Source organism: Paenibacillus tabacirhizosphaerae, from assembly GCF_040812395.1.
Lineage (GTDB): Bacteria > Bacillota > Bacilli > Paenibacillales > NBRC-103111 > Paenibacillus_E.
In genome coordinates this window covers 1-14,788 of sequence record NZ_JBFNXH010000001.1, presented here as the reverse complement: position 1 = coordinate 14,788, position 14,788 = coordinate 1, and the positions used below count along the sequence as shown (strand labels likewise).

The 14,788-nt window shown below is 43.3% G+C and carries 15 protein-coding genes and 1 pseudogene; 5 read left to right on the top strand and 11 right to left on the bottom strand.

Going from position 1 to position 14,788, the window contains the following annotated elements:
* The first annotated feature begins 9 nt into the window (after positions 1-9).
* Positions 10-411, top strand: coding sequence for a hypothetical protein (locus ABRS97_RS00075; RefSeq protein WP_367810857.1), 402 nt, complete (start codon positions 10-12; stop codon positions 409-411).
* A 651-nt stretch (positions 412-1,062) separates the two neighbouring features.
* On the opposite strand, the gene ABRS97_RS00070 is transcribed toward ABRS97_RS00075, so the two are convergent.
* Genes ABRS97_RS00070 through ABRS97_RS00060 form a run of 3 tightly spaced genes read right to left on the bottom strand, consistent with a single transcriptional unit; the run spans position 1,063 to position 2,907 of the window.
* Positions 1,063-1,773: an SDR family oxidoreductase gene (locus ABRS97_RS00070; RefSeq protein ID WP_367810856.1), complete on the bottom strand. Its 711-nt coding sequence runs from the start codon at positions 1,771-1,773 to the stop codon at positions 1,063-1,065.
* A 29-nt stretch (positions 1,774-1,802) separates the two neighbouring features.
* Positions 1,803-2,177 (bottom strand): MerR family transcriptional regulator, encoded by a 375-nt coding sequence (locus tag ABRS97_RS00065; RefSeq protein WP_367810855.1) that lies wholly within the window; start codon positions 2,175-2,177, stop codon positions 1,803-1,805.
* Between the two features lie 19 nt (positions 2,178-2,196).
* A complete protein-coding gene (locus tag ABRS97_RS00060) occupies positions 2,197-2,907 on the bottom strand; it encodes an SDR family NAD(P)-dependent oxidoreductase (RefSeq protein ID WP_367811390.1) in 711 nt (236 codons plus the stop codon).
* Between the two features lie 262 nt (positions 2,908-3,169).
* Between ABRS97_RS00060 and ABRS97_RS28155 the strand changes: the two are divergent.
* A pseudogene (locus ABRS97_RS28155) lies at positions 3,170-3,292 on the top strand (Tn3 family transposase); the annotation flags it as partial.
* Positions 3,293-3,377: 85 nt separating this feature from the next.
* Here the strand turns inward: ABRS97_RS28155 and ABRS97_RS00055 are convergent.
* The gene (locus ABRS97_RS00055) at positions 3,378-3,749 is read right to left on the bottom strand and encodes a DMT family transporter (protein ID WP_367810854.1); all 372 of its coding nucleotides are present in this window, start codon (positions 3,747-3,749) and stop codon (positions 3,378-3,380) included.
* 45 nt (positions 3,750-3,794) lie between these two features.
* On the bottom strand, positions 3,795-4,619 hold the full coding sequence (locus tag ABRS97_RS00050) for an SDR family oxidoreductase (RefSeq protein WP_367810853.1): 825 nt from the start codon (positions 4,617-4,619) through the stop codon (positions 3,795-3,797).
* A gap of 112 nt (positions 4,620-4,731) precedes the next feature.
* Here ABRS97_RS00050 and ABRS97_RS00045 point away from each other — a divergent pair, with 112 nt between their 5' ends.
* Positions 4,732-5,556 carry a MerR family transcriptional regulator gene (locus tag ABRS97_RS00045; protein WP_367810852.1) on the top strand — a complete coding sequence of 275 codons (825 nt, stop codon included), beginning with the start codon at positions 4,732-4,734 and terminating at the stop codon, positions 5,554-5,556.
* A gap of 164 nt (positions 5,557-5,720) precedes the next feature.
* The gene (locus ABRS97_RS00040) at positions 5,721-5,897 is read left to right on the top strand and encodes a DDE-type integrase/transposase/recombinase (protein WP_483312402.1); all 177 of its coding nucleotides are present in this window, start codon (positions 5,721-5,723) and stop codon (positions 5,895-5,897) included.
* Between the two features lie 215 nt (positions 5,898-6,112).
* Here ABRS97_RS00040 and ABRS97_RS00035 read toward each other — a convergent pair whose 3' ends face one another.
* The 6 genes from ABRS97_RS00035 to ABRS97_RS00010 form a co-directional block, all read right to left on the bottom strand.
* Positions 6,113-7,219 carry a GerAB/ArcD/ProY family transporter gene (locus tag ABRS97_RS00035; protein WP_367810850.1) on the bottom strand — a complete coding sequence of 369 codons (1,107 nt, stop codon included), beginning with the start codon at positions 7,217-7,219 and terminating at the stop codon, positions 6,113-6,115.
* A gap of 29 nt (positions 7,220-7,248) precedes the next feature.
* A complete protein-coding gene (locus ABRS97_RS00030) occupies positions 7,249-8,421 on the bottom strand; it encodes a Ger(x)C family spore germination protein (protein ID WP_367810849.1) in 1,173 nt (390 codons plus the stop codon).
* Between the two features lie 14 nt (positions 8,422-8,435).
* Entirely contained in the window at positions 8,436-9,959 is a 1,524-nt protein-coding gene (locus ABRS97_RS00025; RefSeq protein WP_367810848.1) for a spore germination protein, read from the bottom strand.
* A gap of 371 nt (positions 9,960-10,330) precedes the next feature.
* Complete coding sequence (locus ABRS97_RS00020; RefSeq protein WP_367810847.1) at positions 10,331-12,037, bottom strand: GMC family oxidoreductase N-terminal domain-containing protein; 1,707 nt, start codon at positions 12,035-12,037, stop codon at positions 10,331-10,333.
* Positions 12,030-12,680 (bottom strand): hypothetical protein, encoded by a 651-nt coding sequence (locus ABRS97_RS00015; protein ID WP_367810846.1) that lies wholly within the window; start codon positions 12,678-12,680, stop codon positions 12,030-12,032. Before ABRS97_RS00015 ends, ABRS97_RS00020 begins: the two co-directional genes overlap by 8 nt.
* 601 nt (positions 12,681-13,281) lie before the next feature.
* Positions 13,282-13,701 carry a hypothetical protein gene (locus ABRS97_RS00010; protein WP_367811389.1) on the bottom strand — a complete coding sequence of 140 codons (420 nt, stop codon included), beginning with the start codon at positions 13,699-13,701 and terminating at the stop codon, positions 13,282-13,284.
* A gap of 518 nt (positions 13,702-14,219) precedes the next feature.
* On the opposite strand from ABRS97_RS00010, the gene ABRS97_RS00005 reads away from it, so the two are divergent.
* The gene (locus ABRS97_RS00005) at positions 14,220-14,636 is read left to right on the top strand and encodes a VOC family protein (RefSeq protein WP_367810845.1); all 417 of its coding nucleotides are present in this window, start codon (positions 14,220-14,222) and stop codon (positions 14,634-14,636) included.
* Positions 14,637-14,788 lie beyond the last annotated feature (152 nt).

Here is a 14,788-nt window from a genome sequence, read left to right as displayed (position 1 = left end):
GGTACTCGCATGTGGATATCAAATGAAGTAAGTCGAGGATTTCCACCTGATTTTAAAGTGAAGTATAGATTTTTTAAGCAAGAAGAAGGAGGTAGGAAAATACTTCCTAGACAAGGATATAGAAGTGATTTTGCTTTAGATGGGGATTTTTTAGAGACAGGAATTGAGTTGAGAGTCATCCACCCTGAGTTCGAAGATGAGAACGGAGACATAATTATTAATGAGAAACGTTCAGTATTAGAATCAGGCACTGCTAGAATGTGGATAATGTTTCCTAAAGCACGAGAGGAAAGACATATTCATGATATTAAAGTAGGACTTAAAGGATATTTCATGGAGGGACCAAGACGTGTTGCTGAAGCCGAGATTATAGAAATTATCGGTTTATTTACAAACCCTAGAACTGAATAGAGATGGCTTTAATGTTCCACTAACGAATAACCATAGTTCAATCACGACTTGACGGCAGCCGACTAATGAACGTAACAGCAGGATGAAACGGATGAAACGCGGGCCAACTGCCAAAAAAATCGAACAAAATAAATTCGAAATCATAGGAGAAACGGACATGAGAAAACTCGTATTGGGAAACTGAATCCCAGCGGTGCTTCGCGCATTGGCCCATTTTCACTGCTCTGTTTCAGAAGCTCTCTGGACAATGGAAGAAAACACCTGTTGTCGGATGACAGGAATATTGTCCGAAACAAGTCCGCGTAAATCGCGGATTTTTTTATTAATCGGATCAAGTTCGCTTCAACGGACAAAAGGACAAGAGCAAGAGTAATTCTGGGACCTGGCCTCAGATTCTCTATGACATATTCACAAAACCCGTATTTTATACATATGTCAATAAATCAGATTAATACCTTGTATCACAAGTATTTATATATATTGTTACACATCATATGATGTGTATTTTCGACCATCAAATAATAAGTTTCAAAAAGTCTCTACCTTTCTTTGGAGAACGCTGCCGATTCGCGTTTGGCAGCAGCCCTTCTTCATCACATTCTGGGCGCATACAAAGAAGGAACAGTTGCTGTCGGATGACAAGAACAGTCACTAATCGGGGAATCGGATCAAGTTCTTGTCAAGAACTTGAGACCAACCGTAAGTCACTTCCTGCTTTCCTTCTGTCAGTCCTTTCATCACTGCGTCCGCAAACTCTTCAACCGGTATACCGGCAGTGTTTGCCCCCGGCGCGCCAAGATCCGTATTTGTATGCGGCGGACTTATCTCGATTACTTCAATGTTATGCTTCTCCAACTGCTTTCTTAGAGACAATGTGAACGAATGTAGACCTGCTTTAGTCGCGTTATATACGGGAACTACTGCAAGCGGTACGTGGGAGAGACCCGAAGTCACATTCATAATAGCCGCATACTCTTTCCCAATAAAATGCTGTGTGAAGAGCATTGCCAAATGAATCGGCGCATCCAAATTCGTTGCAATTTCGGACTCAGTATTCTTCCAAGGCTCCCTCTCATCCAACTGTAGATAGCGCTGCATACCTGCATTATTGAGCAGTACGTTTACGTCAGGATGGTCATGCGTCACTTGTTCGTATAACGCGATGCGATCTTCTTCCTTGGAGACGTCAAACTTGTAGGTTTGAATCTCAGGGATTCTTGTCTTCGCTTCTGCCAACTTGTCCTCTCGTCTTCCGCAGATAATAACCTTGTTTCCGGTTTTTACAACCCTTTCAACTAACGCCAGCCCAATCCCTGCTGCGCCTCCAGTAATGAGAATTGTGTTCGAATTCAATTTTTTCATGTCAAAGCTCCTCTTTGTAATGTTATAAGTTATAAGTTCTCCTTGCTTAGTAAATCACGTTCATATGTGGCTATTTTTTCTTGAATCTTAATCAAATTCGCTTCTGTTTCCCTGATTTGTTGAAGAACGTTTATTTCTTGTTGTTTCATCATTTCCAATCGCTGCGGGATCGTACCAGCTCCCATCATAGACCAATTAATGAATTTTTTTATTTCTTTAATTGGCATTCCAGTACCCTTCAGACATAGAATCATTTCCAAATACTTGAGTGCATCGTCATCGAAAATCCGATCGCCATTCGCTTTTCGTTCGATAAAGGGAAGAAGTTCTTGCCTGTCGTAATAATGCAATTGAGAAATGGTCAGGTGATTTATTTTCGCGACTTGTCCGATTGTATATTTCATACTGGTTTACCTTGTTGTATTACCATGGGATAATTCCGTTTTCATTCAGAATTTTTCCGTTGTAATTTTCGTGGCTTAGAGCAAATTTTGTAATGATTTGTGCACTTTCAGCTGTTGTACGACCACCTGGTTTATTACCGTTAAGATCAGTTGTGGTAAAACCAGGTGTGATCCCTAGAATTTCAGGACCGTTATTGCCGAATTCTTTACCAAATGCCAGTGTTAATGAGTTAACAGCGGTTTTCGATGAGTTATAGCCTAATGCATTGATTGGTGCGGTTTGGCCGTTATCAAACATAGTTTGCGAAGCCATATCTGTAGTTAAATTGACAATTTTACCTCTTTGAGCCTTTTTGATTAATTGCAAGAAGGATTGAATCATTTGGAACGTCCCGAAGAAGTTTACATCAAAAGACTTCCTTAGCGTTTCCAAATTTATCTGGCTGGGCAAGGTACTATGGTCAAATGAGGCTCCAGCGTTATTTATCAGCAGATCCAGATGATCTGTTACTTCTTGAACCTTATTTACAGAATCATGAATGGATTGAACGTCAGAAATATCCACTTGAATAAATGTGACATTCGGAAAACCTAGGGATTCAACAGCTTCTCTTCCTAGTTTCTCATTTCGAGCCCCTAAGAATACATGATAACCTTGTTCAGCAAGTTGGCGAACAATCTCATATCCAATGCCCTTGTTAGCGCCAGTTACAAAAGCGAATTTTGGTATATTAAACACCTCCCCGTTGTTTTTTTAAGATCAAGCCACGAGTAAAGAATAATGCCTAAACCTTGGTTCAGGTCAAGTAGTAATATTTCCTTGTGTAAACAAAATATTCTGGATCTACCCGAACTTCCAAATTTAAAAAAGCGCAGGATCAACTTCTCCACTGCTTTTTGGGGTTCCGCTAAGCGAATAATGATCATGAAAAAGCCGGCTTCTCCTATTCTAAGGGTTAACCGGCTTTCACCTTTTATAGCAATCGAGGAGCACGGATACTGCCGGTTACACCATTCAGGGTTTTGGTTAAACGCATTTGCTTGAAGTTCGCTTTACGCCGCGCTTGAGAGACTTGGCTGACACCAAGCAATACGCTATCGGGAAGCCCTCCGAAACTGTTTAGCTAACGCACTACAGGAACGTACGCTATAAAATCAGTTTCAACGGAACATCGCAAAAATATATAAGCTGACGATAACTTAATCTTGAACAACTGAGCTGGCCGTATCTGTCGCCCCTTTTGCCTCACCGTGCCCTGCACCGAATAAGTTCAAAACCACTACTCCAATCACAATTAAAGAAATGCCAATGATGCTTCCTGTATTTATTTTTTCTTTCCAGATCAGCACTGAGATAAGCGCTGTGGCCACAGCTCCTACACCTGACCAGATGGCATAAGTCATGTTTAAGGGGAGTGTTTTGAGCGTTAAAGAGATAAAAAAGAAGGAAATAATAAACGCAACGATAGTGAATAAGCTTGGATATAATTTCGTAAACCCTTGTGAAGCTTTAAGCATTGAAGTTCCAATAAGTTCAGCAATAATTGAGACTGCCAAGAAAAGATATGCCATGATTCATTCCCCTTTATTTTTCTTCAAATCTTCTCCAGAAAGATATTACTCAAAGTAGTGTTTGTTTTCAGTAACCCATTGGGCAAATGTTCTTGCTGGATTTCCTGTTACTTTTTCTACTGTCGGTAAAACGGTATATGCGCTTTCAGGTGTATTCTTTCCCATTCCTATGATGAAGTATTCTATGAATTCATCATCAAAACCTTGATTTTTGGCGTCTTGTCTTACTTGTTCCTCAGTCAGTTCAACCAGCTCAATCGGTTTGCCGATAATTTCAGAAATCTGTGTAACCATACTCCTGTTGGATAACGATTGTGGACCTGTTAAAGCGTATATCTTTCCATGATGACCTTCTTCGGTGAGCGCTTTGACTGCAACAGCGGCAATATCTGCTTCGTGAATTCTGACGCTCAAAGCATCGGGGAATCCCGTTCTGGCAATCCCCTCTTTTTGAATGGATTCTGCCCAAAAATAAAGCGCATTCTTCATAAATTCTGCCGGCCTTAAGATTGTCCAGTCCATTCCACAATCTTGAATGATGTTCTCGATGGGGTTTCCTTCATAATCCATCAACGCTACAATCTTTTTAACGTTCGCTTCTTTTGCCATTTGAATGATGTTTTGGTTTGCCAAAAATCTGGCGTCAGTTTGTTCACTCTGTGTAATTAAAAAAAGGCTGTCAACAGATTGAAGATGCACTTCTAAGGTGTCAGGATGATCAAGGTCTCCTACAACAGTATGAACTTCAGCGGGAAGACTTGTGTTTTTAGAGGTACGAGACAATGCCCTTACCGCTACTCCTTCTGATAAAAGTTGTTTAACAATGTGTCCGCCAACTGTTCCTGTTGCCCCTGTCACTAGAACTTTCATTATAGATACCCTCCCGAGAATTAAATGATGTGGCATGTATGTTTGTTTGCTATATTGAACCTTACATGGTTATATTAAAGTATGGTGTAACACCATACTCAAGGAGGTTTTTATGGAGAATAATGCCAAATCTCATTTATCTACAGGACAATTCGCAAAAGTAATGGGTATTAGTAAGGATACTCTTTTTCACTATGATCGAATTGGTATTCTTTCTCCTGTATTTAAAGCTGAAAATGGATATAGATACTATTCAATTAATCAGATCGATGTATTCAAAGTAATTTCAATACTTAAGGATTTAGATGTACCATTAAAAGAAATACGGGAATATTTAGATAAACGATCACCTGAAGAGCTGATTGCCCTGCTTGATAAAGAAGAGGCAATGTTGGATGCGAAAATTAAACATCTACAAAAAATGAAAAATATAATAGCAGAGAAAAAACAAATTACAAAAGCGGCAACTATGATCAATTCAAATGAGTTTGTTATTCAGGAAATTAATGAGGAGTTTTTGGTAATAACAGAAGCTGATCCTTATACAAATGATAAAAGCATTTACGATTCCATGATTAAACACGAAAAATACTTGAACTTGTATAATATTGATTCCTTTCACACGGTAGGTTGGATGAGAGATATAAAAAGCGTTTTAGCAAATGAGAAGTTTAATTATGATTTTCTTTATACGAGAGTTCATGCTCAATCCAACCATTCAAATTTTAAGCGAGAAAAAGGACTATATTTATCCGCTTATCATACTGAGGGCTACTCGAGCGTAAGTGACACTTATGACCGAATAATAAAATATGTTAGTGATAAGATTATAGAAATACAGGGGTATTTTTATGAAGATGTTTTGTTAGATGATCTTTCAGTTCAAGGCTATGAGGAGTATTTAATTAAGATCTCTGTTCGTATTTCAAAGATGTAAATCAGAAAGTAAATTAAACTATCCTCCCCTATATCATGCAGTGGATTCAATGGGTAAAACCATTGATTTTAGGTGAAGTGAAAAGTGTGATATGAAAACCGAGCAACGATTATTTGAGAAAACTTTATCCTCAAATCATGCACAAATTCCAAGAGTAATTACAAATTACGGTAGATAAGAACCCTGCTTATCCAGTGGCTGTAGGAAATCTAAAGAATAATAATAAACTGCCACATGAAACACAGATAAGACAGACGAAGTATCTCAATAACATCATAGAACAGGATCATCGTTTCATCAAAAACGAACGAACCCAATGCTTGGATTTAAATCATTTCTGACTGCAGAGCAAACGATTCAAGGAATTGAAGCGATGCATAGGATCAAAAAGGGGCATGTCGAATGTAATCATTCGTCGCCCCTTTTTGTCGTTCAACTCATCCATCAGTTATTCGGTTTAATCGCATAGAATTTCGATTGACCGAACGGTCGTCTGGATCTTTTGATTTCTTGGACCAGAACCGAATCTTTTCAAGAAGATGTTGAACTTTTAGATTCAATCCCTGGTATAGCCAACTGCTGTCTTCCTCTGCCTGATTTTCCCTATAATCAGTAGCAGCAAGGGCAACCCGATCATGTTGACAGGAAGTACAAACGGAACCCAATAATGGTTCAAATAACTGCCTGTCGCCTCGGAGACATCCTGGGGGATGAACGCAAATACCGTAACAACCGGGGCAATAAACCAGATCATGTTCTTCCAATTTGCCACTTGTAAAAACTGAGCCGTTCCGTAACTGGCAACAAACATATAAATAGATAATTTAATGAATACGCTGGCGATCCAGATAACAACGGCAAGCGCGTCCAAGTTTTCAATAAAACTGAAGATAGCGATCTTTTTTGTCATTTCGAAAAATGGGTACCACATATTGGAGGAGAGATTGACACCTAAAGTTAAAATGACCATGACCATCGACAACAGCACACCAAAACTTGCAACTATAACACCCCAAATCACATATGAGGATCCTTTGCCGGGAGTAAAAAGAAACGGTGAAATCATGACGAATTCAACGGCATGTCCAAGGTAGGAAGCGGAGGGTAGAGAGCCCTTGAAGATAGCCGTGGTACCGCTGTCCGCATAAAAGGGCAGCAGACGATTCCAGTGGATGTTGCCCAGGTTTGTGGCCAGAACCAGCAATATCATCAAAAAAATTAAGGGTCCCAATATTTCGCTGACCCGTCCGATTCCATCTATCCCACCGGAATAGGTCACATAGATAACGACCAGGACCATTGGCACTATGATAAATACTCCCGGAGTTGAATTCAGAAGCAGAACTCGGAGTAGATCGCTAAACTGACGAAGAACAACGGGAATGATGGTATACCATTGGACAAGATAGATAACGACGACGATCTTGCCGAGCCATTTCCCCATAATTGTTTGACTGAATTGAATGAAGGTCTGCTCCGGATGAAGGAGCACAAGCTTTGTAGTCACCACAGCAATCAGCACGGCAATGCATCCCGCAACAAGCATGGAGACCCATGCATCCTGCTTAGCAGCCTGCAAACCCGGCGTGAACGTCATCAGCAAGGTCATGCCAATATCCATAATGGTGGTCATCCAGAACACTTGAATTCCGCTCACTTTCATTGTTATCATCCTTCCTTGGTTGATTCGTTCTACTTTTTCAGGTGCGCAGGCGACTGGGTTCGGCCAATACGTTGAATTTTGAGGTCAATCTTAACAGTAACCGGAACCCCAGGGTAAATGTCTTTCCATTGATCCTTATTTTGCTTCCAATAAGAGGCGTATTTAATATGAATTTCATCCCCAAAACCAAAAATGTCTGCCTTTAACTCCTTTTGTGCGCGATGGAGCGTACTTTGTATTTGTTCTTCGATCTCACCCATTACCTTGCTTTCCACGTGTTTTAAATTTTCAACTTTGCTCAAATCCAACTTTGTATCGTTTTCAAACACTCTTACCTTGGCTTTGAAGACAATCGTCATTTCGGGCATGCCATTATTTATTTTGGTGAGCAAGTTCGCTTTAGATTGCAATACTTCAACGCCAACGGTTCCCTTAAAGCCTTTCACTTGTGGTTCAACCTGTGCTGTTAGTTTGCTACGTTTGAGTTTCCCTCTGCGCCAGATTAATATCTTCTTTTCATCTGGCGTTAAAAATCCGACCAGTTTATTTTCTTGATAAACGGCCGCTTCATCAAGATTGAACTCCCCCTCTCCACTCTTGCTGGTGAATGCCTTTAGGGCTCCAGTTACAGCGGATCTCCCGGAAGAGGATTGCACATCCATAAATTCATCCATTTTGACGGATAAACCGAGTCCGTTTAATTGCATTTTTTTAAGAGCAATAGCCGGTATGGCTTCCAGCTGGTACTGCGTTTGTAACGCTTGTTTGGCGGTTGTTCCATTTGCAGTCAGAAAATAACTGTTATACCGGCTGCCAGGTGAACGCATCAGTTGATCTAAAATCTGATCTATACCATGTCTGGCGTATTTTTCACCAATGATGACCACCCCTCTGTGCCCAAAAAAGATTTGCCGGGACAATCGCTTCTGCAATTTATGCAAAATATCCGCACCGTTCCTTCCTTTATCCGAGATGACCAAGACCGTTCTTTTACCGCCCGTTCTGCCACCTTGCATAGCACTGGGCATTTCTGTAGGAAGAGCGATTTGCAGTGTTACCTCAGCTTCCCCATTCTCCGCAAGATCGAGACCGCTAGCGAGCACAAACGCAAGATCGTTAACCTCGCTCCGATCCCAACAGCCCGTCATTAAACTGAAACTAAGGATGAGTGCTATCGTTTTATACCCTTTCATACGGCTCATTGTTTCTTCAACTCCTATTTCGGGCGAACACGATTTTGACGCTTGTGCATGACCCACCACGGAGCTCTTACGAATACATCCAATAGTCTGGATAATTGAAACGGAGCGAGGGGCGACATGTAATAAACGCCGAAGGAACGCAGGTTAACGAGATGAATCAGTAGCGCAATCATAGCAACGCCAAAACCGTACAAGCCGAGGATGCCTGCAGATATCATGAGCGGAAATCGCAAAATACGAATCGCCTGACTCATATTGTTACTCGGAATCAAGAAGGAAGCGATTCCTGTCAAAGATACGACAATAACAATGGGCGCCGATACGATACCTGCCTGAACAGCAGCTTGTCCGATCACAAGCACGCCTACGATACTGATCGTTTGGCCAACTTGTTTGGGAAGGCGGATTCCCGCCTCGCGAATCGCTTCAAAAGCAATTTCCATCATCATGATTTCCACCAATGTCGGAAAAGGAACCGGCTCCCTTGCCGCCGCAAGAGACAAAATCAAACTTGTGGGTATCATTTCCGGATGAAACGTGTCCACAGCAATATACAAAGATGGCAAGGTTAAAGCGATGAAGGTAAACAAGTACCGAAGCCATCGTAAAAATGTTGAAATAATGAAGTTCGTATAATAGTCCTCCGCCGTTTGGAATGCATGCCAAAACGTAATGGGAGCGATGAGTACCATCGGAGTTCCGTCCACCAGTATGGCAACTTTCCCTTCAAGCAGTGAAGCCGACACGACGTCAGGCCTTTCGGTCATTTGGATCACCGGAAAAGGGGAATAAGGCGCATCACGGATCATTTCTTCTATGTAACCCGATTCCAGAACAGTATCCATATCCAGTTGCGATATGCGATTTCTCACTTCAATGATCACGGTTGGTGATACCACGTTTTCTATATAGGCGACAACGACCTCCGTTTGTGAAACCTCCCCCACCTGCATCTGTTCCATCTTCAACTGAGGTGTTCGGATTTGCTGACGGATTAAACCCATATTGATGTCAATGTTTTCAATAAACCCAACTTTCGGACCGCGAATCGTCGCCTCCATATTGGGCTCCTGCAGCTCACGATGCAGTTTTTCTTGCATGCCTATGGACAGAGCCTGGTTGGAAGATTCCACAAACAGAACCACTTGTCCCTTGATGATTTGCTTAACCGTCTCTTTCTTATTACTAACGATTAATGTCTGCACTATGGGAAGCAGCTCACTTTTCATCTGTTCAATAAGCTGGGTGAACGTATCTGATACCAAATTCTTATTATTCAAAAGCGTTTTCAATAATTCATCATCCAGTTGTTTGGTATTGACCAATTCCCTGAAGAAAACCAGCATACAAGGAATCGAATTAAATAGATGTACTTTTCTCACTAACAGATCAGAACAATTTGAAAATGTCTGGTTTAGCCAAGTCTCATTATCATCCAGATTATTTGATAATTCCCCTTCAATTTCACCTGCTGTTGTAACTTCAATCCACTCTTGCTTAATTTTCCTTGGCCAAGGTAGCACTCCTTTAAATGGCATATGTCTTCACACCCTTTGAGTTTATCGGAAAGAAGAGGTTACTGAAGGTATTATCATTATTCATCTTAAAGTTTCTCCCTGAAATGGGATAAATATCATTGGTATATTTCTCCTGAGCCCTTGGCATCTTAATGTTTATGAAATAGGAAGGATGAACAACAACATGAGTAACGGGTTAATTGGGAAAATCATTGGTTTTATATGTATTGTTGGCCTATCGGGTCTGGTACTTTATTATACGGTTTCCAAGAGTTAACTAAATTACCCCACAAAGTGACGTGAGGCTTTGATGCCTATTCCTATTTATTTGCTGGGCCTCGAAACGAATAAACAGGCAAGCAGGATATTCACTCCTGACCTGCCTGTTTGGTTTAACTAAAATAGGTTTTGGCTAACTTCTCAGCCATACGTGTCGCCAACGCCTGTGTTGTCAGCGTCGGATTGGGTCCTCCAATTCCGTTATAATGAACACTGTTATCGGCAATATATAAACGCTTAACTTGAAAAGCTTCGCAGTTCGTATCCACAACATATCCCATGCGCATCGTGCTTTCGATATGGAGCAACCAGCCAGCCGGAGTATCCGATCTGATGATGGTTCTAGCGCCGGCTTGCTTTAGAATTTCAGCTGAATGTTTGGCTAATTGGTCGCGCCGTTGCAGCGTTTTTTTGCTGGGGGCGTAATGAACGACCGGAATCGGCCCGTGTTCGTCCTTCAACAACGGATCGACCGTTACCCTGTTGTGATAGAGCGTTTCATCATCCGCAAGAATCAGCATGCTCATCGTTCGGCGATAGTTCATCATCAGTTCTTTGAGCTCGGGACCGACGACCCGCCCGCGTATATCCCAAGGCGCCCCCGGCTCTGGCGGGTTCAGGGCATTGTAGCCCGCATCGCTGAAGCCATAGGTCACAAATGCGTGTAAGCCTGGACTCAGACCGGAAACCTGAGTGGAGCCAAGCCCCGGGATATCAACTCTGCCCCCGGAGGTGTGGCCTACAAAGGGATCAACGGTAGGAATTCCCATAATGTCGATCAGGTCCTTTTCGTCGAATACGCCCGACACCCAATCGAAATAATGAATCGTCAGCCCTCTTCCCACCCATTCGTTGTAAGGCAGCCCGGAATTCATCCAAAGACGCGGTGATTCGATGCAACCGGCTGCCATAACAACAGTCTTGGCCTTAAGCTCGCCGATCTCTCCTGTCCAGGTATCACGGAATTGCACGCCGGTGGCATGAAGTCCTTCTTTTGGATCGTGACCCGTCAAAATTTTGATCGCAAAGGAATTGGGACGGATCGAGACGTTTCCTGTTTTGAGTGCAAGGGGGATATAACTAACAAGCGTACCCCGTTTGGCAATTTTGTCAACGGTGGGACCGGCCGTGCAACCGTTAACGCAATGTCCTCTCATCGTGCACCCTTCCATCTCATGCAATTGATCCATCGAATAATTCGGATCCATGAGATGCTCGTTTGGGGGCAGAATCGCATTGGGATGCGGGCGATATCCCGGGGTTACGACATCAAGCGTCGGAATAAGTGGCCAACCAGCCTTCTTGGCCCCGTAGAAAAACAGTTCTTCTTTCGGAGCCATCGGCGCAAACTGAACAGGCAGCGTTGCCTCAGCTTTCTCATAATAGGGGACCAGCTCACGGTAACTGATCGGCCAGATGTTGTTGACGGCTGAAGGAAAAGCGCGCGGTGATTGCGCCCAGTAATGCTGCGTCGTTCCACCGACTCCCGAGAGCTGCCAAATATCGCCCCTCTGCCGCATAATTCGGTGCCAAGGTGTGCGCCGACGGTCGGCCGGTCCAAAGCGAAATGCTCCCGATACGCCGTCGTTTATGTTATTTTCATAGGAATTGTAGATTTTCTTGTAGAGTCTCACATCCAGATCAGCGTGACTGGAGCTCCACTCTGCGCCGCGCGCTCTATTGGGGTCCGGCCACTTGCTGTTCCCATACCATGGGCCAGCTTCCAAAACCAAAACTTTAAGTCCCAGCTCACCGAGTTCCTTGGCCGCGACAGCTCCGCCGCCGCCGGACCCGATTACGATTACGTCAGCATCAAGCATCTGAGGCCTCCATTCCTTTCCGTTCAATCGTCAGTAAATAACCACGTACTGCACGATACCCTTTCGACACTCCTGGATAACCAACCTGACTCCAACTTATTGGAAAATATTCCAATCTTCGCTGCGTCGGTGTCTTCAGTCGTGTGGACCCGTATGCCGACCATTCCGAATAAAAACCAAACATCGTTCCTCTGTTTAAATAATCAACTATAAATGTGACGAGGCCGCCATCGTCTTTATAAGGGGGCGGTAAGCATCCAAGATCTACATCAAGCTGCTCCAGCATCGCTAAGACCCGTATACGATCACGGCACGAGAGGCTGACGAATGGGCAGCCTCCCCAAGCTACATACAGTCTGGGATCCTGCGCTTTGCCCGATGCGATAAGCTGAGCCGCACCGGCATTGAGAAGCATTGCCGTAGATGACGCCAGAGGAATATCGGCTAAATAGTAACCCACAAAAAGCGAAAGATTGTGATCCAATTCCCAGATCATATAATCGTGAATACCCAGTTCTACGGCACCTGCGGCTTGCTCTGACCAATGTATGGCTGATTCAGACGTATTGGGGACTATCGCTTCGACCAACGCGATAAAAGTTGTCCGGATGTGTTCACTTGCCATCGCATCGTATGCATGCATGGGGAATACATCATCCTTTCTTCATCATCCTGAATGTTCTCGATCCTTATATATACATAAGGATGAAACCAATTATGTTTGATTCCCCATATCGTTGGTCTGCGGCGCTGCAGGGCGCCATGACTGGAACCACGATAAGCCTTTTATTTCTATTTCGCTCACTAACTGCCTTCCCACGATCACGAAAAACCTGAAGCTGTACCTCAGGTCCTTGTCTAAAACCCTACGTCCAGGCATGGGGAGGGAATTGGATTTGGGGTTCGAGTTTCCTTTCACAGTTTGTCCAGCCCTTATTAGACCAGTACTCTATATCGTTTTGCATCTACGGGGAAGGTATATTCTTAGTGTCCATTATTGGAAAACATTACAACTTCTTATCTTTTGGAAAGGACAAGAAGTTGTATCCATAAAATAAAAAATCCGCGTAAAACGCGAAATCTAATGCATATAATGCATATATTTTCTTGTCCTATATCACCATATAATCTTTCAAGTTGTTGAGCTGCCTGGTGAGCCGCACCTTGCGATTAATCGTTAGATACAGATTCTGCCCCTTGACCGGCTTGGTCAGCTTCATATCGCTGACGACCTCCTCAGAATCCTAATACTTAAGCGTGGGATCCGATTGATCCGCGTTGATTTTTTTGTAAAAATCCAGATTCTCCTTGGCTCCCTTCATCTTGTTCATATAGCCGACCAATTGAACAGCGACCCGCTCAGGACTGTACTGGCGGATGCGCTCCTCCACGATCTCCATGTCCGGATACTCGTCGCGGTGCTCGCTAAGATAGGCGATCTCTTCTTTTGACAGTCCCGATTTGATCCGTCGTTGTTGGAATGGCAGATGCGCTCTGCCTTTGATGTCCATAGCCTCGATAACTTTCTCAGTTGTCAACGGCTTGGAATTCGCTTCGCCTTTTTCGTTAAACAGCTGCACGAGTTTTGCAGCCAGCGTCTCCGCCGCTTCTTGCTTAAAGCCTGTTTTGAAAGTTAAAGTATAGGGACTGAGTTGAGATCGAATATGCGATCTACTGTCCCGCCGAATCGTAAATATTGCCGCTGATGGGCGGGATGGATACGCCCTTCGTGATCATGCTTGTCTGGCGTTCCTAGAGACTCGGACCCTCGACGAACTGTAGATAAGCAAAACGTACGATTAATGAAGAGAACAGGAGAAATGTAAGCCATGAAAAAGACATTTAACCTTAATACTGAAATGGCGACGGTTTCGAACTTTTTCTTTCGTACTTCGGTTTTATCATTAATTTCCATACCGTTCTCATTCCGTCACTCGATGCCCACCCTTTATTTGTCATATATTCAGACGAATTCCTTTTTAGAGTGGTTCAATCTTTATCCCTGCACAATAAGTATAAGCAGCCTTACGGGAATGGCGGGTATCCGAACTCAATACCAAGTTATTTTTCAAAATTTACGCTTCCGAATCCATGAGATCGATGAATTCCCGGATCGGCTGTCGTCTATATAAACGAAGGCATAAATGAACACAAACTAATTTGACGAAGAGGTGTTTTGAAAATGGCATTAACGTCCGCATTTACGAGCTTCAACCTGCCAGTAAAAAACGTAGAACAATCGAAAGCGTTCTTCACCGGACTCGGATTCGAGTTCAACCCGCAATTCCCCGAGAACGAGAATTCGGTAGCCATCGTGATCGGCGACAACCTGCAGGTCATGCTGATCAATCAAGCATTCTTTAATACGCTCACGGAGAAGGAATCCGTCGATACGAGCAAGTATGCGCAGATGACGATCGCATTGGCCTTCGAGAGCCGGGAAAAGGTCGATGAAATCGTGAATACCGCGGTCTCCTTGGGCGGGAAATTGCACGCTGAACCTGAAGATCATGGGTTCATGTATCATTGGGGCTTCGTGGACTTGGACGGCCATCTGTGGGCCATTAACTACATGAACATGGATGCAGCACAAGGTTAAGGCTAACGGAGAGAACGCACGTACTAGGGTTCAAAAAGAAAGACGCCGGGCATCTTCCCGAGGCCACTGAAGAACTTATGTTTTTTTACGGCGTCTCGCATAAGTTGCAAAAAAGACATCTACCTCCATTTTTTAGGGGGCGGATGTCTTTT